The sequence below is a fragment of the Terriglobus sp. RCC_193 genome (genome assembly GCF_041355105.1).
Lineage (GTDB): Bacteria > Acidobacteriota > Terriglobia > Terriglobales > Acidobacteriaceae > Terriglobus.
In genome coordinates this window covers 1065421-1083710 of record NZ_JBFUPK010000002.1, presented here as the reverse complement: position 1 = coordinate 1083710, position 18290 = coordinate 1065421, and the positions used below count along the sequence as shown (strand labels likewise).

The following is an 18290-nucleotide window of genomic DNA, read 5'->3' as shown; positions in this document are numbered from 1 at the left end:
CTCATGGTGTGGAAGACGGAACAGAGCCAGCGATCGGACGTGGGGCAGAGCGACGATGATCTGAAAATGATTCCGCTCTGGTCGGTCATCCTGTCTGTTCTGGTGTTTGCCGGCATCCAGCTTCTCAGTTACGGATATTTTGGAGGCCCCCCTCCCGGAGGGCCTCGTCACGGCAACCCCATCATGCATGCCATCGGCAGCTATAGCTGGGGAGCCGCTCTAGCCAGCTATGTTCTGCTGATTGGGTACATCAGCCGCGACGTCAAACGCCGCAACATGCGTCCCGCACTGTGGATGCTCATTGTGCTGGTGATGCCGGGTGGCATTGGCGCCATCGTTTACTTCCTTCTGCGCCAGCCCATCCTGAGCCGCTGCCCTTCGTGCCGCGCAGAAGTCGCCAGCGACTTCCACTTCTGCCCACAGTGCCAGTTCCAGATGAAGCCCGTCTGCGGCCAGTGCTTCCGCGGCGTACACATCACCGACGTGTACTGCACCAACTGCGGCCACGATCTGGCAGAAGATGCGATGCCCGCCCGCCTGCGCTCCTACAGTGACTAAGTTTCAGTGTTGGCGTCCGCGATAGCGGATAGCAACAACCGTGACGGTCTCATTCTGCACTCGAAAATTGATGGTGACGCGCCGCTGCGCGACTCCAATTTCGCGGATGTCACGTACGCGAATATGCCCACGAAACGGGGCCGTTTCAAGCTCGAGATAACCGGATCGAACTTCTTGAATAAAGCGGTCTGCCGCTTCTGTGCTGAAGCGACTTCTTACGTAAACCCAGATGCTTTTTAGTTCTCGTTCAGCCCGCTCTGTTAACAGAACTTCATAACGCTTCATCCGCGCAAATACTCTTCGCGCATCGCCTTGAAACGCTCATCGACTTCACGGAGAGTGTAAGTGGATTCAAGCCCGGCATCCAGCGCTTCGACTCTCCGCTGCAATTCTTTATCCCACTCTTCCTCGGTCATCGAAAATCCGGGAAGTTCGTCTGGCTGACGGGAAAAATCGTCGACTTCACGTAGATCGTGCACAATCAAATCATTTTCCGAAGCGAACTTCCCTGTGGCCACACGCGCCTGAATTGACTCTGCAAGGTCCACAGGTAAAACCACTGTCAGCGTCCTTGTCTCCGTCATAAGCGTCACCTCGACTATGCAGCTCCGTAACAGAATAGCGCGTTCTCAAGAATTTCGAGACATACTACCGATGGCCATTTTTACTTGCTACAAAGGATGGAAGTCTTTTCTTTGGAGCCGTGCCTTCTATGCGCTTTCTGACTATCGCGCCGTTTGTATTGTTTGCCGCCAGTGTTTCCGCGCAGAATCTTACCTCGCAGCCTGCGCCCACCGGTGCACAGAAGCCGCAGGTTCCCCTGGAGGCCTTGCCCTATTCGCCGGTACTGAATCTCACCAGCCTCGACCGCAGCATGAATCCATGCGATGACTTCTATAAGTTCGCCTGCGGCGGCTGGCAGAAGAACAACCCCATCCCCGCCGACCAGTCCGCGTGGAGCGTCTACGGCAAACTGACGTTTGAGAATCAGCAGTTTCTGTGGGGCATTCTGCGTGATGCAGCGGCCATGAAAGATCGCAATGCCACGCAGCAAAAGATTGGCGACTACTTCGCGGCGTGCACGGATGAAGCAGCCATCGATCAACGTGGTTTTACTCCGATCAAGCCCACACTTGCCCGCATTGCAGCCTACCCATCGCGTGAAGCTCTGTTGAAAGACCTTCCTGCCTTTGCGGTCGATGTGGATGGTTCATTCTTCTTCAACGCGGGTTCCACACAGGACCCGCAAAATGCGAACAACGTCATCGCTGGTGAAGACGCCGGCGGACTCGGCCTGCCCGACCGCGATTACTACCTGAAGACCGATGCCAAAAGCGTTGAGATTCGCCAGAAGTACGTTGCCTACATGGAAAATCTGCTCACCATGAGCGGCGAATCCGCAGCGCAGGCAAAGGCCGATGCAGACGCCGTCATGAAGCTGGAAACCGCACTGGCAACGGCTTCCCTCTCGCGCGTCGATCGCCGCGATCCGTACAAAATTTTTCATCGCCTCACGCTTGCGGATCTGCAGCAGCAAGTCCCCGCGGTGGACTGGGCACGCTTCTATCAACTCGCAGGAGCGCAGGGCTTCACAACGCTTAATATCTCGCAGTCGGAGTTCAACAAGGCCCTGCAGCAACAACTGACAACCGCACCGCTCGACGCTCTCAAGGCCTATCTTCGATTCCACGCACTGACCTCGGCCGCATCGCAGATGAGCAAGCCCTGGCGCGAAGCGCAGTTCGACTTCTTCAGCCATTACCTGCGCGGCATCCCCACCATGTCTCCGCGCTGGCGCACGTGCACGCGCCAGGTCGACAACTACATGGGTGAAGCATTAGGACAGGAGTTTGTGCGTCGCACCTTCTCTGCAGATACACGCGCCAGGACGCAGCTCATGACCAATCTCATTGAAGATTCCATGAAGCAGGAGATTGAACATCTGGACTGGATGAGTCCTGCAACCAAGGCCGAAGCATTAAAGAAGTTGAAGACCATTCGCAACAAGATTGGTTATCCCGATCACTGGCGCGACTATTCGAAACTAACCATTACACGCAACGATTTCTTTGCGGATTATCACCGTGCAGTGGCGTTTGAAAGCGAACGCGACTTCGGCAAGATCGGCAAGCCGGTGGACCGCAACGAATGGATGATGTCACCGCCAACGGTGAATGCGTATTACGACCCGCAGATGAACGACATCAACTTTCCCGCGGGCGTGTTGCAGCCGCCGCTGTATGAAGCAAAGGCCGACGACGCGCCGAACTATGGCAATACAGGCTCCACCATTGGCCACGAGTTGACGCATGGTTTCGACGATCAGGGACGCCAGTTCGACGCAGAAGGTAATCTGCGCGACTGGTGGACGAAAGACGACGCAAAAGGCTTTGAAGACCGCATCAACTGCCTGCGCGATCAGTTCGCAACGTACACCATCGTCGATGACATTCACATCAACAGCAAGCTGACCAGCGGGGAGGATGTCGCCGACCTCGGTGGCACGCTGATCGCCTACATGGCATGGAAGAAAGCAACCGAAGGCCAATCATTGAAGCCCGTGGATGGCTTCACGCCGGATCAGCGATTCTTCATCGGCTTTGCACAGTGGGCATGTGAGAATCAAAGACCGGAGCAACTCCGCATGAACGCGCTTACCAACGAACATTCGCCCGGCTATGCGCGCATCAACGGCATTGTGGTGAACATGCCGGAGTTCGCAAAAGCATTTCAATGTGCAAAGACAGCGCCCATGATCAAGACTAACGTTTGCAGAGTCTGGTAATCGGACGCGGTCCTCTTTTTACACCACAGGCAACGAGAAGACCGCGACCTTTACTCCAAGTCTGTGTCCACTCCAATGCAGTCGGAAGTGAGGGAGCACGAATGAACACGAAGACACGTATCGCAGCACTTGTACTTGGTGCCGGCATGATCGCCGCGCCTGCAGCACTTTTCGCCCAGGGACCACCACCGCCCCAAGGCTATGGCCAGGGCCCCGGACGCTGGGATGCCCCGCCTCGCGACTTCACCCGTAATATCCAGCGTCAGGGCTTCCGCGATGGCCTGTATGGTGCGCAAAAGGATTTTGAAAATCGGCGCCGTCCCACAGTGATGAATCGCGATGAGTATCGCAACTATCGCGGCCCCGATCGCAGGGCCTATCAGGATGCATTTCAGCGCGGCTACAACACGTGGTGGGGTCATAACCGCGGACCAGGTGGACCGCGTCCTTACTAATAACCACCCCTAAAAGAAAGCCCGCATACATGAGAATGCCCGCACACGATGCGGGCTTTCTCATGTCCACCGTCGGGTCCATCGTCATTCTGAGCGAAGCGAAGAATCTCAGCGATGCTTCAATAACCAACGCGACACGAGCCTTCCTCACAAGAAACTTTCTGCTGTGTCGACAGCAGGAGCATCCTCGTGATTCTTCGTCGCTCCGCTCCTCAGAATGACAGCCCTCCGTTGCAAAGTAGAGCTCGTAATCACGAACGATACTTATCGTTAAAGCGGCGTCCCGCCTCCAGCATCGTGATGGCTTCGCCCATGCGCTTATCGCGTGTCTCCTCTTTCTTTGCCGTGGTGATCCACTCCAGGTACTCGCGTTTGCAACTCGGCGGCAGAGCATCAAAATTCGTCTTCGCATTCTTTGATTTCTTCAGCAGAGTGGAGAACGCATCCGGCATTTCAATCTCCTGCCGCGTGCCTTTGCGTGTACGACCCTCCATCGCAGATCCGGCTTCGCCCTTGCGAATCAACTCAGCGGCATACTTCACATACTTCGGCAGGTCCTTGGGCAGATCTTTCAACGAAGCAATCTGCCCAATGCTGCCTGCACCTTCCACCTTCGGCATCCCCTGCGACTGCAGATACTCCGGCATCTTCGGCGACCAGAAACCAAACGCGCAGTAATTCTTGAACGCCGCCATAAAGCAAAGGTTCTCACCGTTCAGCATGAAGAATGGCCGACTCCACTTCACATCCTCCACGGTCTCCGGAACGGCCTTGTGCACCATCTGTCGAAGATGTTCCAGGATGGGTTTTGCATACTCGGGGGCCTTTGCGATCTGCGCATCCACGCGTCGGTCAAAGCTCTGTGCAGACATTGTTTTTGCGGGAGATTTCTTCGCCGTTGCCATGATGGCGGCAGTATATCTGTAACCGATTCACTTGCCGACGGAGCCCCTGAAATACAGCAACATCGCCAGCGCGCACATCATTTCCGCCCCATGAAAATACCCCTTGCGTATGGCATACTCGCAGGCGCACTATGCTTTTCACCAACCTGCGGCTCCCCCGAAAGGAGGGTTTCCATGGTTCGTACTGCTCTGCTTCCCCTCTTCTTCGCACCGTATCTGCTGTGGGCGCAGCAGGCTGCTCCGCCTGCGGCAGATACGCCTGTCACTCCGGCCGCCGTCACCACGAACAGCCCTGCCGCTGCCGACACCGCATCCACGCTGCCACCCTCGGAAGAATTGGCAGATACGCTCGCGATACGCGGGCGGTATCTCGCGGCAATCCATGTTTACGAGCAGCTCCCGCCCACCGCAACCATCCTGAACAAACTAGGCATCGCCTGCGAACACATGTTTATGTGGGACCGCGCACGCACCAGCTTTGAAGCGGCCATCAAGCTGAATCCCAAATATGCCGAGGCATACAACAACCTGGGCACGCTGTCGCACAGTCAGGGCGATCTGCCACGCGCAGAAAAGATGTACCGCAAATCGCTGAAGCTGAAGCCAAACGATCCCAACACCATGCAGAACCTCGGCACGCTTTATTACGCAAAACGCAACTTCCGCAAGGGTGACGCAGAGTATCGCAAGGCACTCGCAATTGATCCCGGCATCCTGGAACGCTCTGCGAATCGCGGCATCCCGGCAAACTCAAAGGTGAAAAGCGCCAGTGAAATCCACTACCACCTGGCTGCTACCTACGCGCAGGCCGGCAGCCGGAAGATGGCGCTCGACTACCTGCGCAAAGCCATCCTCGAAGGCTTCCGCGACCGCAACCGCCTCATGCACGACAAGGAATTTGCAGACATCAGAACCAGCGACGCCTTCCTGGCAATGGTCGAAGACATGCAGAAAAATTAGTTCCTTAACTAACATTCTGGAAAGCAGGCGCGCCAAAACCATACACAAGGCCACACGACATCTCCGCCTTTGATACAAAGGACTTCGCAGACAGGGAGAAGAGATGAGTACAGTGTGGACACGGCGGCAGGTCTTGCAATACGCAGCGATAACCGCTGCAGGAACGGCATTTCATCCGCTTCTCGCGCAGACATCCAGCCGTCCACAGGTCAAAACGAAACTTGGCACGCTGGTTGGCGAAGAAACCAATGGTATCCGCCGCTTTCTCGGCATCCCCTTCGCACAGCCACCGGTAGGCGCACTGCGTTTCCGCGCAACACAGCCTGCCAAACCCTGGAGCGGCATGCGCGATGCCACAAAGTTCGCCGCAAGCGCCATGCAACCCAGCCACCCCCACCAGAGCGAAGACTGCCTGTACCTGAACATCTACACGCCCGCAAAGATCGACAAGCCGCGACCAGTCTTCGTCTGGATTCACGGCGGTGGATTCACTGGGGGCAGTCCCGTCGATGTGGATGGCGCAGTCTTCGCGCACGATGGCGTCATCATGGTCACGGTGCCGTATCGCCTTGGTGTCTTCGGCTTCCTCGACTGGTCGCCCCTGCTCGGCCCCGACTATGCCGACAGCGCCAACAACGGCCTGCGCGATCTCGTAATGGCGCTCCGATGGGTCCATGAGAACATCGCAGCCTTCGGTGGCGACCCGGCACGTGTCACCATCGGCGGCCAATCCGCGGGCGCAAAGTTAATAGCCTTCCTGATGGCGGTCGAGGAAGCGCGCCCATACTTCTCCGCAATGATCTCCGAGAGCGGCGGCGGAGAACGCATCCTCGACACCGCCGGTGCCCATCGCGTAACAGAAGCGTTCGCATCGCAACTGACAGACCGCAGCCGCAACGCGATTCTCGCTCTCCCCTCGCAACAACTCATCGCCTTGCAACAGCGCATGATCGAAGCTGCTCCCGGCAACTTCCCGCTGCGCGTACAGGGTGGAGGTCAACTCCTTCCGCATCGCGCCATCCCTGCCCTTGCCGCAGGCAATTCCCGTGGCAAGCGTCTGCTCATCGGCACCTGCCGCGATGAGAACGCCTTCTACCTCGGCGACCATGCCGCAGAACCCATCACGCAAAGGCGTCTCGGCAACGCCACGGAGGCGCAGTTCCAGGCAGTGCTGGCAAATTACGCAACGGTGTATCCGCAGATGTCCATTGCAGACCGTAACATCCGCGCGCTCACCGCCGAAGAGTATTGGGTACCAAGCATCCGCGTAGCAGAAGCACATAAGCAGGGCGGCGGTGGCGCCACCTACGTCTATCGTCTTGATGAAACAGCCGCCACCGGCCCACACAAAGGCACCAGCTATCACGCATACGACCTCGGCTATGTCTTCGAGCATCTCGCCACAGGGGAACCGCCCGCAGCGCAGACTCTCTCAAGGGAGATGCATACCGCGTGGGTCAGCTTCATCCAGGGCAACGTCCCCGCAGCAAACGGCCTGCCCACATGGCCCCAGTGGAATGCAAAGCAACGCACCACCATGCTCTTCAACGCGACAAGCCAGGTACAGCAACAACCGGCTGAAGCGGAACTCCGCCTGTGGGACGGATTTCCTTTCGCTTAAAGCCATTGGCCCCGTGGCCGGAACCGCCAGTTCGTACAAAATGGATTTACCCCAAATATCCATAAATACCGCTAGTTAATCGTTTGACTTGTGCGGTATGCTTCCGCTGTCGAAATAGAGGGGCCGCTGTCCGCACGCAAACATGCGGCACTCCTGTTCGACATACAAGGGAGATTGCTGCTCATGACATACCTGCCGCGTTCCATTACTCGCCGTTCCGTTCTTGCTTCGCTCGCCGCCACCACGGGCTATGCCATAGCGCAGAAAGTAATTCCCGGAATCCCCAACGTTGGCATCCGCGCGGACAACAATGCCACACGCACGGAATGCGGTGTAGGCGCGCTGATGCCGTGGGCCGACGGACTATATGCCGTCACCTACAACTCCTCTGGCAAACGCACCGGCACGGGCCTCGGCCTCTATCGCCTCGAAGACGATCTAAAGATCGAAGCCCTCGACATGCCCAACGGCGTGTACGCCAACCGCTTCATCCATCACGCCAGCAATCAATGCATCATCGGCCCATACATCATCGACTCCACCGGCAAGTGGCGCCGCATTGAAGGCCTCGTCGAACATCGCCTCACCTCCACCATGCCGCACCTCACCGACCCAAAGAACCGTGTCTACTTCATGACCATGGAAGGCCTCGTCTTTGAGATGGACGTGAACGATCTGAAGCCGCGTCTCCTGACCGATCTGACCAAGGACATGAACATCAAAGCGCAGCCACACTTCAAAGGCGGCTACACCGCGCAGGGTCGCGTCGTCGTCTCCAACAACGGCTTCTTTGCCTACGGAGAAACACAGGCAGGCCTCTTCGAGTGGGACGGCAAAGGCCCCTGGAAACGCATCAGCGACAAGCCGCACATGGACGTAGCCGCGCGCGAAAACATGGGCAACGTCATGTTCGCCAGCGGATGGGATGAGAAGTCCGTACTCTTCCGCGCGCTCGTCAAAGGCGAGTGGCAACTCTATCGCCTGCCCAAACCATCGCACGCCTTTGAACAAGGTTGGCAAACCGAATGGATGCGCATCCGCGAAGTGGAAACGGAACATTACATGATGGACATTCAGGGCATGTTTTATGAGCTGCAGCCCCTCGCGTTTGAAGATCGCATCTGGGGCGTGAAGCCCGTCTGCCAGCACCTGCGCATCATCCCTGACTACTGCAGCTTCCGCGGTATGCTCGCACTCGGCGGCAATGAAACCACCCCCAACAATGACAACAATGCCGTCGCCGGCCAACCGCAAAGCGGCATCTGGTTCGGCAAAACAGATGACCTATGGAGCTGGGGCAAGCCAAAAGGATGGGGCGGCCCATGGCGCAAGGACATGGTCAAAGCAGGCGAACCATCCGATCCGTTCCTGTTCACCAACTTCGAACACAAGATGCTTCACCTCATCAGCGACAAGGCAGGCACCGTCGAAATTCAGATTGATTTCCTTGGCGATGGCACATGGGTGAAGTACGAAACAGTGAAGTTATCCGCAGGCGAATACCACCCAGTGATCTTCCCCGAAGGCTTCAGCGCCCAATGGGCACGCTTAGTCCCCGGCGTCTCCGCAAAGATGACCGCAGAGTTCATGTTCACTTAGAACTCGATGGCAAACGTCCACAACATCGTCATCCTTGTGTCTAAGCGAAGCTCATACGGCGAAGGCCGTCATCCTGAGCGTAACGGAGTGAAGTCGAAGGACCTGCTTTCCTGTCCCTCACTCGAATCTTAAGGAAGCCGCAAATGGGTTCAGCAAAGAACGCAGTGCTCGTTATCAACACTGCGTTCTTATTTCTCTTCATGAAGTACGCCGCTACTTCACGCGGTCGCGAATCTCCGTACGGACCAGGTACAGAAAGAACACCATCGAAAACGCCGCAGGCAACAGGTACCCCGGCTGACGTGTTTGATAAAACAACGTCGCATTGCCCAGCGAATAGAAGAAGCATCCGCCCAGCAACAACGCCCATCCCCAGCGCTTCAAACGCAGAAATCCAAATACACCAATCAGGATCATCGTCGCCACACTAAGGATGGCGTACAGCGCGCTGGTACGGAACTGGGCGCGATGCACGATGACGTTGATTGCATTCGCCATCGAAACAAACAGCATGAAGATCGCGATCATCGCCATACCCGGCAACATGCGCGGGCCTTTGGACCCTTCGATATCAGGCCGCACCGAACCCGGCGGCAGCTTGATGCGTTTGATTTCCTTCTCGCTCATCGTCTCTTTCTAAGGTTACAGCGTCTTCAGATAAGCCAGGATCGCCGCAATATCATCCTGCGAAACCTGCCCACCCAGCGGCGGCATCATGCCGCGCCCATGCTGAATCGTCCACGTAATGCGTTCGTCATTCGCAGGCGCACCACTCTGCAGATATGGGTTCTTGTACACGCTCAGCAGCGAAGGCCCATGCAGCGATCCCGTATCGCGATCGTAATGACACTGCGCGCAGTTCTGTTGAAACGCCACATAACCGGCATGTTCCTGCGGCGTCAGTTGATCCAGCGGCTTCGGCGGCGGCACCGTCTTGCAACCTGCAAGCAGCGATACCAATAACCCCACACCCGTCACAAATACACCCGCAGCCGTCATTCTGAGGCGCGAAGCGACAAAGAATCCCGACGATGCTTCATCGGTCACAACAGCTTCATGCTTCCTGCCGAAAACTTTCCAGCCATGTGCCACCACAGAACGCTGTTGCGATCCCTCGGTATGACGAGACAAACGCCTCACACCGCACGCTCCCGCATCTGCTTATACGCCTTGTGAATGAACGACCCCATGTACCAGCCATCGATGTACTTGTACGGCGTTTCCCCCGTCGTGTAGTGCCCGCACGGCAACACGCGACTCACAAAGTTCACGCCACGCTGCTTGAAGTTGCTAAGAACATCCAGCGAAAACTCGCGAAGAAAAGTCAGGTCCCACGGCGCATAGATCACCAGCGTCTGCCGCGTCTTCTCCGCGGCGAAGCGATCCATCACACTCATCGGGCTGATCGACGTAAAGATCGCACGCACCTGATCCTGCGTCAGCCCCTCGCGTTCAAAGGCAGCACGGATATGCCGTGTGCTCTGCCCTGTCCAAACCACATCGCCAAACCATGTCGACGCGTGATTGAACGCGCACACCTGGATACGCGGATCAAACGCCGCCGCCATGAAGCTGTAGCACGAACCCAGCGAAGTACCCAGCACGCCGAACTGCTCATAACCCTGCGCCTGCAGCCAGTCCACGCACGCACGAATATCCACCACAGCCTGCCTGCACGCGGCAATCGTGCGGCCGATGTTGCTGCTCACCGCATAGTCGCTGCGTTCCAGCTCTGCTGGTCTGCGGATATCGTGATACGGCTTCGACAATCGCAGCCCTGCAATCCCAAACTTGTTGAAGATGGCGCACAGAGCGTTATGGCTGAACGCATCCGCATTCCACTGCGGCATCACCACAATGGCCTGCTTCTTGCGCTTCGGGTCTTTGTGCGCAGGCTCGGGATACCAACGCGCATTCACCGCATCATTCTCGGGATACTTCGAAGGCACGGGCGACGTGAACCGCAGAAACTCCGCCTTATCCAACTTGCCGTTCGCAGCGTCTTCGCGAAGCTGCTGTTCCTGCGCCAGTGTCTCCGGTCGCACATTCGTCGGAAACAACTCCGGGTGCCGATGCTCCAACCGGAAGTCCGCAGGCGCCGCATAGCCGTAGAACTCCGTATTGCGCGCCACGATCTCTGCATTCACGCGCATCATGCGGTCCAGCGCATCCAGCGTGGTCAACTCCCCAGCCATGTCCAGCCGATGCGACTCCGCGGCCAGCTCGCTGAAATCCGCAAGCCAGTCAAAACCCCACTCCAGCGGCCGCACCACGCGATTGGTATCGCGTGTCGTCAGCGCCGTCTCCCAGCGGATCATCCAGTCCGCATACCACTTTCCAAGCATCCTCTTCAGGATATCCTGCCCGATAAATCCGGGGGCGAAGCTAACCTGGGCATCGCACCAGTAGGTGCGATCCACGCACGGAGTGCCTCCGCAAATCTCAAACAACCGAAGCCCGTGCCCCAGTGAGTTCATACCGTCGAAGACCGCCCGCCAGCGAAGCTAAGTACGGTTGAAACCCCTGCCTAGCGAAGCTCATACGGTCAAAGACCGTCATCCGGAGCGAAGCGAAGGGGACCTGCATCCCTCTCAACCCACTACAAATCCGCTGGAAATCCAAGGTCTCACTTACCGTCCCTATTTCCAACTGAAAGATTTTTTCTTCTCAGGCAACTCGCTGAAACCACTTAAATAATAGCGATTTTGCATCCCGCAGGCATCGAAAGAAAAACCCGATGGCATCCCACACAGTGCGCAAGAAAACCAGAGCCCAAAGTTCATGGCTCCTCGCGCGTGGAGGAACCACCGATGATTTCCCTGAAACGCTTCGTACAGCCTGTGGCTGCACTTTCCCTGGTCGCCTGCATGGCCACCGGATGCTCACGTCAGCAAAGCGCAATCGACGCCGCTAAGAAAGACGTCACCGCCACCGGCCAGCCGCAGGAAGTGGTCTATTCCGACCCGAACGGCAGTACTACCCTGACCATGGTCACACCGCCCGCTCCCGGCAGTTCAATGCCCACCACGGTGCAAACCACGACACCCGCAGGCACCGCGTCCACCCTGCCGGACTGGAGCCAGGGCATGCATCCCAAACCTCTCCATGCGGCACGCTTCACAGCACCGGGCGTCCTGGTTCCCGGTTCTACCGTAGAAGCAACGACGCCTCCGCCGGCTGCGGGTCCTGGCACAACGTCTGTGGCCCCCCTCGCATCAACACCGGCCCCGGCACCGCAGTTCATCCCCGCGGACATCACCATCCCGGCCGGAACCACGCTCGCCATCCGCATCAACCAGCGCATCGACGTGAAGCACGCCCGCATCGGCGACCGTTTCACCGGCGACCTGTCGGAGAGCGTCACGCGTGACGGTAAGGTGATCCTCCCCCGCGGCACCGACGTGCGTGGCGTAATCGACGCCGCACACCGTCGCGGCCACTTCAAAGGCCGCTCCATCCTTGAACTGCGCCTGACCTCGATCATGCACGACGGCAAGGCCTACCCCGTGCAAACGGCAGACTTCGTTGCCAGCAAAAAGGGTAAGGGCAAGCGCACCGCAGGCTGGATCGGTGGCACCGCAGGCGCGGGTATGCTCATTGGCGGCATCGCCAGCGGAGGCGTCGGCCTCCTCGCAGGCGGACTCGCCGGCGGCGGCCTCGGCACCGTCATCGCAGGCACCACAGGCAACCGCGACATCGTCATCCCCGCGGAATCCCTCGTCCGTTTCCGCCTGCAGGACGACCTGACCGTCAGCTCCAAACCGGAAACCGCAACGGTAGCAGACAACCAGCCCGTTACAAACTAAGAAGAACCGGGGTATCTGCCCCGACACACCAATCTGCTGCTCTCTCAAGAGGGGCCTTCTGCAAAGAGGCCCCTCTTTTTCATGCATGTATCCCCGAGTCAATATATACAGATTACCTGTACAGTTTAGCTGTACATAGGATATTGTATCCCTATGAAAGAAGCGCCATCGGGCACGGAGAACGAATTCGCCTCCCGGCTTGCAACAGAGATGCGCACCACCTTGGGGCATCTGAAACGAAAGCTGCGACAACACAGTGAGCAGCACGAACTCACGCCCTCTCAGATCGCAGTCGTTCTCCGGCTGGAAAAGGACGGTCCCACAACGGTATCCAGTCTCGCCAGGTCTGAGAGGATGCGTCCACAGTCTATGAGCGCTGTAATAGCCCCGCTGCAGGAAATGGGGTTTATTACAGGAACCGCAGACCCGAACGATGGGCGAAAAACACTCATGTCGCTGACCAAAGTCTGCAGGAAGAAGATCGACAGCGGACGTACCGCTCGCCAGGACTGGCTGGCGCAGGAGATTCAGCAGAAATTCTCTCTGCAGGAACAGAAGAAGCTGTCATCCGCCATACAACTGCTTGCGCGGCTCACCCAGGACTGACTCTGCTGCCACGCATCGCGATAGACAAGTTGAAGACGCCCGGCATACTGCTGATCGGATTCCGAACGCCTTCGCCGGGACAGATAAACCCTTCAAGCTGCATTCACTGGAAGAAAAGGAGCGTTTCACCATGAACTGGATCCATATCGTGTCCTACTTTTTCGGAGGTTCGTTTCTCACCAACGCGGTACCGCATTTTGTCAGCGGCGTGATGGGAGAATCCTTCCAGACACCATTTGCAAACCCTCCGGGCAAAGGACTCTCCTCCTCAACCGTGAATGTTTTGTGGGCTTTCGCCAACCTGATCGTTGCCTATTTGCTGCTTCTGCGTGTGGGCCATTTCAATCCGCGATCCATCGGCTGCATCGTGCCGTTCGCCGTGGGAGTGCTGCTTCTCAGCCTGTTCTCAGCCCGGAACTTCGGTCAGTTCCACGGAGGCATCTCTCCGCAACGTTCCTGACGGGCTATCGCGCCACGCGCGATCAAACGGTCTGAAAGACCGCCATCCTGAGCGAAGCTGAAGCATGCCCTCGAGCGAAGCGAAGGGGACCTGCATTCCCTCTCAACCCTCTACAACGCACCAGAAAACCCCAACAAATCAGCAGCCAAAAAAACGGGTGCCCCAGGTTCGCGAAGCTAACCTGGGTATCGCTCCAAAGGAGCGATCCAACGCACAAAGTGCGTCCAGCAAAGCTCAAACGGTCGAAAGACCATCCCCAGCGAAGCTCTAACGACCAAAGACCGTCATTCTGAGCGCAGCGAAGAATCCCGACGAACTCTCCTCCCGCCAAGACCGCCACACGCTTCCAGCCACCAACCCCAAACCAGCTTCGCAAAAACGAAGCTCCAACGCGCAAAGCGCGTCTTCTTTGAAGGGGCACGGCTTCAGCCGTGCCAGAAGAAACCCAAACCAAGAAACCCGCGCGGCCAAAAAGATAAACAGGAGCATGAAGCAAACCCCGCGCGCCCAAGGAACGATCATGGCTGGCACTACGCCGAAGGCGTCGAGAACACCGCCTTATCCGGCTGCGACTGGTAAATCTCCTCCACACGTTCCACCGTGTCGATATCCGAAGGCGATTTATCCCGGCGAATCTGCACAATACGCGGAAACCGCAACGCAAAACCAGACGCATGACGATCGCTGCGCATGATGTTATTGAACGCAATCTCCAGCACGACCAGCGGCTCAACCGTGCGGAAGTGACCATAGTCCTCCAGCGTGTGCGCCTTGCTCCAATCGGTCAGTTCCACAATCTCCGCATCGGTCAGACCGCCGTAAGCCTTACCCACGTTCTGCAGCGATCCATCGCTGGCACGCACAGCAAACGTATAGTCCGACAACACCTGCGAGCGGCGTCCATGACCATACTCAGCACCGGTGATCACCACATCCAGCGTATCCAGATGCCGCTTCAGTTTCATCCATGAGAGGCCACGACGACCCGGCTGATACAGCGATCCCGACGACTTGATCATCACGCCCTCGTTGCCACGATCACGCGCCGCAACATAGGCACGATCCAGATCGCCCGCCGAGTGCGCCTCCACCACCTGCGACACCCGCAACCGCTGCTCCCCCTGGGGAGCAGTATGCCCATCCTCCGCAAACAACCCGCCCGAAGGCAAAGGCAGTTCGGCCTCCAGCGGCGAAAGCGTCACTGTCTGCATCCGCACTGCCAGCGCTTCCAACCTGCGCCGACGCTCACTCAGCGGCAGATCCAGCAACAACGCACCATGCGCGAAGAGGACGTCGAACGCCATGTACACAACCGGCGTTCCGCTGCGGACCGCATTCGTCACCTTCTTCCGTCCAATACGCGGCGACAACACGGCAAACGGCAGCGCGCGTTCACTGCGCACATCCCACGCCAATAACTCGCCATCCAGAATCACGCCACTGCCATCGCCAAGGACACTTTCGTCCACACCCGCAAAGGCCTCCACAATCTCCGGATAACTCGCCGTCACATCCTCACGATTGCGTGAGTACAGCGCAACCCGCCCGGGATTGTCGCTGCTGCCAAAGTGCAGTTGCACTCGCATCCCGTCGAACTTGTCCTCTACCTGCGCGTCCAGGTGAATTGCCTGCAACACCGCATGTTCCTGCGCCGCATCATCCAGCGCGGACTCATCCTCTGCACGCACATACGGCTCCGGCTCTGCGTGCGACTGTGGTGGCGCACTGATGCCCGCTTCCTCCGCGGCTTCCGGCTTGGAGGCGAAACGCTTCACCGCTTCTTCCGGAGTCTCCACAGGCGAAGCCAGCATGAACCCCAGAGGATGGAAGAGCCGCATCCGCGCCTGCCGCAGCGTACCGTCAAAGGCCATCACCGTAGCGCGTGACAGGTCCGCCTCCAGCATCACGGCGTTCCGCACCTCCGCCAACGACTGCTCCGCGGCAACGGCAATCGCCTCCTCAATCAGTGCCTGCTTCACACCAATGCGCATGTCTCCACTGATGAGCTTCACCAGGTACTTCGCCTCCACCGGCGAACACCGCTCCAGCAGTCCGGTGAGCAGAGCCTGCCGCTGTGCCGTAGTCTTCGCCGCAGGAATAGCCGCAAACGCCTCAGCCACCTGCCCAAAGGTAAGGCTCGGCTCCGGCGTATGCCCCTGCTCGGCAAACAGGTCCCCCGCCGCCGCACCAATATCCCCATGCCGCCGCCAGGCGGCCGCAAACTGCTCCTCCGTCGGTCGCACAATATCCCGCAGTACACGCGACAGCATGGCGCCACCGATACTCAGCTTGCGTACATCCGCCTCCGGGAACGCCTCACCGGAGAGGTACAGCGCCAGCAGACCAGCATTCCCGGCACCATCCTCCCCTTGCCCCCGTACCCCCACCAGACACTCCGCAATCAACGCACGCTTTTTCAGCTTGCTGGAGGTTTCCGCAAGAGCATCACCCAGAGTTGCGAGTTGAAGGAAGAGCGCCATGCCTCACTCTGACAGATGCCTGCGATTGCGCGAGTGACTGCCTCAGTTTGCCTTCGCCTGCTCAATCGGGAAGAAGTACACGCCATGCGTTCCCAATACAGCAAGCTGATGCGCGTTCGGTGCCAGGGCAAAGGATTGCTCCGTCAGTGGCACATCCTCCACGCGGCTGATGAGCAACCGCCTGCCGTCCGCAGCACGATACACCGCCACCTGCTCCCCACGCAGATCCACAGCACGAATGCGCGCCGCCCGATCGTGCGAAATAGCATTCCAGACCACGCGCACGGCAAAGGCATCGCTGCTGCTGTCGCCCGCCGCCGCCAGTTCCAGTTGCCGTGAAGACGCATCGCCACGGACAACGGTGTGGCCATCCTGACGTAACACGCGATACCACACCTGCCCCCGGTCACACCCGGCAACAAACACCGTCCCTTCTGTGGGTAATGACACACGCGGTTGGCAATCGCTGACTGTGGTGGCAATGGTGTGCCGCGCATGATCCCAGTCAAACTCCTCAATCTGCCAGCGATGCAGATCCAGTGAGAGCACGCGCAACTCACCCTTGGGGGTTAGCACAGGCAGCCCAACTGTGCTGGGCTGCGAAGTTTCTCCCATGGAACGGAACTCAGCGTCCAGAAACTGGACACGCACCGTCTCCTCCGGCTCATAGCCAGCGATTTCAGTGAGGCGATGATGTAGATCATCGGAATGACGCTCCTTCAGCGTTCCGGCTGCAAACACTGATCCCGCAGGCGCGACTGCTACCCACAGCAATGGTCCGTCCAGATCGAACGTCTGCACCGTGGCCAGGTTGGTATCCAGCAGACGAAGCTGATGCCCCAGATGCACCAGCACGTGGCCTGCGGAGGCGGGCCAGACATACTGCTCTTCGCCAATAACCTTCCAATCCACCACGCGAATCACGTTGCGCGTGGCCGGATTGATGATGATCGCCCGCACCGTGTGGACGTAATCCGGATGCAAACCACCGCTGCGGCGTATGCGCATGTCATGCAGATCGAAAGTCAGCAGCAGGTGTCCGGCATCAAGATACGTCAGCGTATAGGCATGGTGAAAGCCGTCCAGTTCGCGGCGGTCCGGGCGGGAATACCCCAGCTTCGCCAGGTCCATAATCTCTCCGGTTGCCGACACGGCCGTCATCCTCACGGTTTCTGCGCTGCAATCCGAGGAGCATACTTCCGTCTCGTCTTTTGGGCGCACGGAAAGAGCCGTGGAAGGCAACAAGGTAGACGCAATCGCAGTGGCTTCCGTGGGCTTACGTTCCACTGTCGGCTCTGACTTTGCCGGAACCGATGCTTCCAGCAGAGGCTGCGCCTCAAGCTTCGGCATCAGGATGATTCTGGTACCCGCCGCTATGCGAAAGGACGTCTCCTGCTTACGCACCAGCGACGAATTCTCCGGGCCGCCATCCGGGTCCAGAGTGACCTTCTTTTCGCCGAAGACCATACCCGCGCGAATGACACTGGGGAGTTTCTGCTGCGGCCCCGCGCGTATAGTCATATCGTTTTGGACATCGTATCGATGAACAACAGATTCCGGCTGCACGCCAGCTGACGCAAGCCCTGCCCCTCCACCCGACGTTTGCGGTGGACGAGGGGAGAAGCTTCCGAAAAGTCCGCCCCGATCGGCAAAGGCGCGTTCGTCCGTGGGAGACGGCATGAAGATCAACGCAAAGACACGCATCCGCACTGGCGATTGCAACTTGCCATTGCAATCCGCCGCATCAAACTGAATGGCAATCGTAGAGGTGCGTGTTCCCTTATCGACCTGCGCCGCCAGGATATGTCCCGTAACCGTGGAACCACTGTCCAGCGTGCAATTGGGGATTTTCCAGTTGTAACTGACTTTTGCCGCCACCAGCGCTCCGGGCTTCAGCCTCCCTGCGTCCAGCGGTGTAATGAGTTCCGTCTGCAACGGCGGTTGCGCATAGATGCGGTCATCCGTTCCCTGTGCGTGACAGGAGCACGCAAAGAGACTCCCCGCAAATACAGCGGCAAACATACGGTAAAGCAAAGAATGCAAGGTTTAAACGGC

17 protein-coding genes are annotated in these 18290 nt (G+C 58.1%); 9 read left to right on the top strand and 8 right to left on the bottom strand.

What is annotated here, in order from left to right:
- Window positions 1-3 precede the first annotated feature (3 nt).
- Window positions 4-558, top strand: coding sequence for a zinc ribbon domain-containing protein (locus tag AB6729_RS13260; RefSeq protein WP_371082098.1), 555 nt, complete (start codon window positions 4-6; stop codon window positions 556-558).
- A gap of 3 nt (window positions 559-561) precedes the next feature.
- Here AB6729_RS13260 and AB6729_RS13255 read toward each other — a convergent pair whose 3' ends face one another.
- Together AB6729_RS13255 and AB6729_RS13250 are read right to left on the bottom strand one after the other, a co-directional pair.
- Window positions 562-843: a type II toxin-antitoxin system RelE/ParE family toxin gene (locus AB6729_RS13255; RefSeq protein ID WP_371082097.1), complete on the bottom strand. Its 282-nt coding sequence runs from the start codon at window positions 841-843 to the stop codon at window positions 562-564.
- Window positions 840-1106: a hypothetical protein gene (locus AB6729_RS13250; RefSeq protein ID WP_371082096.1), complete on the bottom strand. Its 267-nt coding sequence runs from the start codon at window positions 1104-1106 to the stop codon at window positions 840-842. The genes AB6729_RS13255 and AB6729_RS13250 overlap by 4 nt, the downstream gene beginning before the upstream one ends.
- Window positions 1107-1270: 164 nt before the next feature.
- Here AB6729_RS13250 and AB6729_RS13245 point away from each other — a divergent pair, with 164 nt between their 5' ends.
- Window positions 1271-3343, top strand: coding sequence for a M13 family metallopeptidase (locus AB6729_RS13245; protein WP_371082095.1), 2073 nt, complete (start codon window positions 1271-1273; stop codon window positions 3341-3343).
- Between the two features lie 101 nt (window positions 3344-3444).
- Window positions 3445-3798, top strand: a complete 354-nt coding sequence (locus AB6729_RS13240; RefSeq protein WP_371082094.1) for a hypothetical protein — start codon at window positions 3445-3447, stop codon at window positions 3796-3798.
- Between the two features lie 251 nt (window positions 3799-4049).
- Here AB6729_RS13240 and AB6729_RS13235 read toward each other — a convergent pair whose 3' ends face one another.
- The gene (locus tag AB6729_RS13235; protein ID WP_371082093.1) at window positions 4050-4670 is read right to left on the bottom strand and encodes a YdeI family protein; all 621 of its coding nucleotides are present in this window, start codon (window positions 4668-4670) and stop codon (window positions 4050-4052) included.
- Window positions 4671-4877: 207 nt separating this feature from the next.
- Between AB6729_RS13235 and AB6729_RS13230 the strand changes: the two genes are divergently transcribed.
- From AB6729_RS13230 to AB6729_RS13220, 3 genes are all read left to right on the top strand, one after another.
- A complete protein-coding gene (locus AB6729_RS13230; protein WP_371082092.1) occupies window positions 4878-5663 on the top strand; it encodes a tetratricopeptide repeat protein in 786 nt (261 codons plus the stop codon).
- A gap of 103 nt (window positions 5664-5766) precedes the next feature.
- A complete protein-coding gene (locus tag AB6729_RS13225) occupies window positions 5767-7284 on the top strand; it encodes a carboxylesterase/lipase family protein (RefSeq protein ID WP_371082091.1) in 1518 nt (505 codons plus the stop codon).
- Between the two features lie 183 nt (window positions 7285-7467).
- Window positions 7468-8883 carry a hypothetical protein gene (locus tag AB6729_RS13220; protein ID WP_371082090.1) on the top strand — a complete coding sequence of 472 codons (1416 nt, stop codon included), beginning with the start codon at window positions 7468-7470 and terminating at the stop codon, window positions 8881-8883.
- Window positions 8884-9096: 213 nt separating this feature from the next.
- Here the strand turns inward: AB6729_RS13220 and AB6729_RS13215 are convergent, their stop codons facing one another.
- Genes AB6729_RS13215 through AB6729_RS13205 form a run of 3 tightly spaced genes read right to left on the bottom strand, consistent with a single transcriptional unit; the run spans window position 9097 to window position 11228 of the window.
- Window positions 9097-9510: a hypothetical protein gene (locus AB6729_RS13215; RefSeq protein ID WP_371082089.1), complete on the bottom strand. Its 414-nt coding sequence runs from the start codon at window positions 9508-9510 to the stop codon at window positions 9097-9099.
- 15 nt (window positions 9511-9525) lie between these two features.
- Window positions 9526-10023 (bottom strand): cytochrome c, encoded by a 498-nt coding sequence (locus AB6729_RS13210; protein WP_371082088.1) that lies wholly within the window; start codon window positions 10021-10023, stop codon window positions 9526-9528.
- A complete protein-coding gene (locus tag AB6729_RS13205) occupies window positions 10020-11228 on the bottom strand; it encodes an alpha/beta hydrolase family protein (protein WP_371082622.1) in 1209 nt (402 codons plus the stop codon). Before AB6729_RS13205 ends, AB6729_RS13210 begins: the two co-directional genes overlap by 4 nt.
- A gap of 465 nt (window positions 11229-11693) precedes the next feature.
- Between AB6729_RS13205 and AB6729_RS13200 the strand changes: the two genes are divergently transcribed.
- The 3 genes from AB6729_RS13200 to AB6729_RS13190 all read left to right on the top strand — a co-directional run bounded on the left by AB6729_RS13200 (window position 11694) and on the right by AB6729_RS13190 (window position 13755).
- Entirely contained in the window at window positions 11694-12689 is a 996-nt protein-coding gene (locus tag AB6729_RS13200; RefSeq protein ID WP_371082087.1) for a hypothetical protein, read from the top strand.
- Window positions 12690-12842: 153 nt separating this feature from the next.
- Window positions 12843-13295, top strand: coding sequence for a MarR family winged helix-turn-helix transcriptional regulator (locus AB6729_RS13195; RefSeq protein WP_371082086.1), 453 nt, complete (start codon window positions 12843-12845; stop codon window positions 13293-13295).
- A gap of 130 nt (window positions 13296-13425) precedes the next feature.
- A complete protein-coding gene (locus tag AB6729_RS13190) occupies window positions 13426-13755 on the top strand; it encodes a hypothetical protein (RefSeq protein ID WP_371082085.1) in 330 nt (109 codons plus the stop codon).
- Between the two features lie 530 nt (window positions 13756-14285).
- Here the strand turns inward: AB6729_RS13190 and AB6729_RS13185 are convergent.
- Both AB6729_RS13185 and AB6729_RS13180 read right to left on the bottom strand, forming a co-directional pair.
- Window positions 14286-16235: an ATP-dependent DNA ligase gene (locus AB6729_RS13185; protein WP_371082084.1), complete on the bottom strand. Its 1950-nt coding sequence runs from the start codon at window positions 16233-16235 to the stop codon at window positions 14286-14288.
- A 42-nt stretch (window positions 16236-16277) separates the two neighbouring features.
- Complete coding sequence (locus AB6729_RS13180) at window positions 16278-18278, bottom strand: hypothetical protein (protein WP_371082083.1); 2001 nt, start codon at window positions 18276-18278, stop codon at window positions 16278-16280.
- Between the last annotated feature and the right edge of the window lie 12 nt (window positions 18279-18290).

Excerpts from the sequence above, each read along its gene's own strand:
- AB6729_RS13235 (WP_371082093.1), bottom strand. The coding sequence starts at position 4,670 with ATGTCTGCACAGAGCTTTGACCGACGCGTGGATGCGCAGATCGCAAAG.
- AB6729_RS13200 (WP_371082087.1), top strand. The coding sequence starts at position 11,694 with ATGATTTCCCTGAAACGCTTCGTACAGCCTGTGGCTGCACTTTCCCTG.
- AB6729_RS13195 (WP_371082086.1), top strand. The coding sequence starts at position 12,843 with ATGAAAGAAGCGCCATCGGGCACGGAGAACGAATTCGCCTCCCGGCTT.
- AB6729_RS13230 (WP_371082092.1), top strand. The coding sequence starts at position 4,878 with ATGGTTCGTACTGCTCTGCTTCCCCTCTTCTTCGCACCGTATCTGCTG.
- AB6729_RS13185 (WP_371082084.1), bottom strand. The coding sequence starts at position 16,235 with ATGGCGCTCTTCCTTCAACTCGCAACTCTGGGTGATGCTCTTGCGGAA.
- AB6729_RS13215 (WP_371082089.1), bottom strand. The coding sequence starts at position 9,510 with ATGAGCGAGAAGGAAATCAAACGCATCAAGCTGCCGCCGGGTTCGGTG.
- AB6729_RS13205 (WP_371082622.1), bottom strand. The coding sequence starts at position 11,228 with ATGCTTGGAAAGTGGTATGCGGACTGGATGATCCGCTGGGAGACGGCG.
- AB6729_RS13225 (WP_371082091.1), top strand. The coding sequence starts at position 5,767 with ATGAGTACAGTGTGGACACGGCGGCAGGTCTTGCAATACGCAGCGATA.
- AB6729_RS13220 (WP_371082090.1), top strand. The coding sequence starts at position 7,468 with ATGACATACCTGCCGCGTTCCATTACTCGCCGTTCCGTTCTTGCTTCG.
- AB6729_RS13255 (WP_371082097.1), bottom strand. The coding sequence starts at position 843 with ATGAAGCGTTATGAAGTTCTGTTAACAGAGCGGGCTGAACGAGAACTA.
- AB6729_RS13245 (WP_371082095.1), top strand. The coding sequence starts at position 1,271 with ATGCGCTTTCTGACTATCGCGCCGTTTGTATTGTTTGCCGCCAGTGTT.
- AB6729_RS13260 (WP_371082098.1), top strand. The coding sequence starts at position 4 with ATGGTGTGGAAGACGGAACAGAGCCAGCGATCGGACGTGGGGCAGAGC.
- AB6729_RS13190 (WP_371082085.1), top strand. The coding sequence starts at position 13,426 with ATGAACTGGATCCATATCGTGTCCTACTTTTTCGGAGGTTCGTTTCTC.
- AB6729_RS13240 (WP_371082094.1), top strand. The coding sequence starts at position 3,445 with ATGAACACGAAGACACGTATCGCAGCACTTGTACTTGGTGCCGGCATG.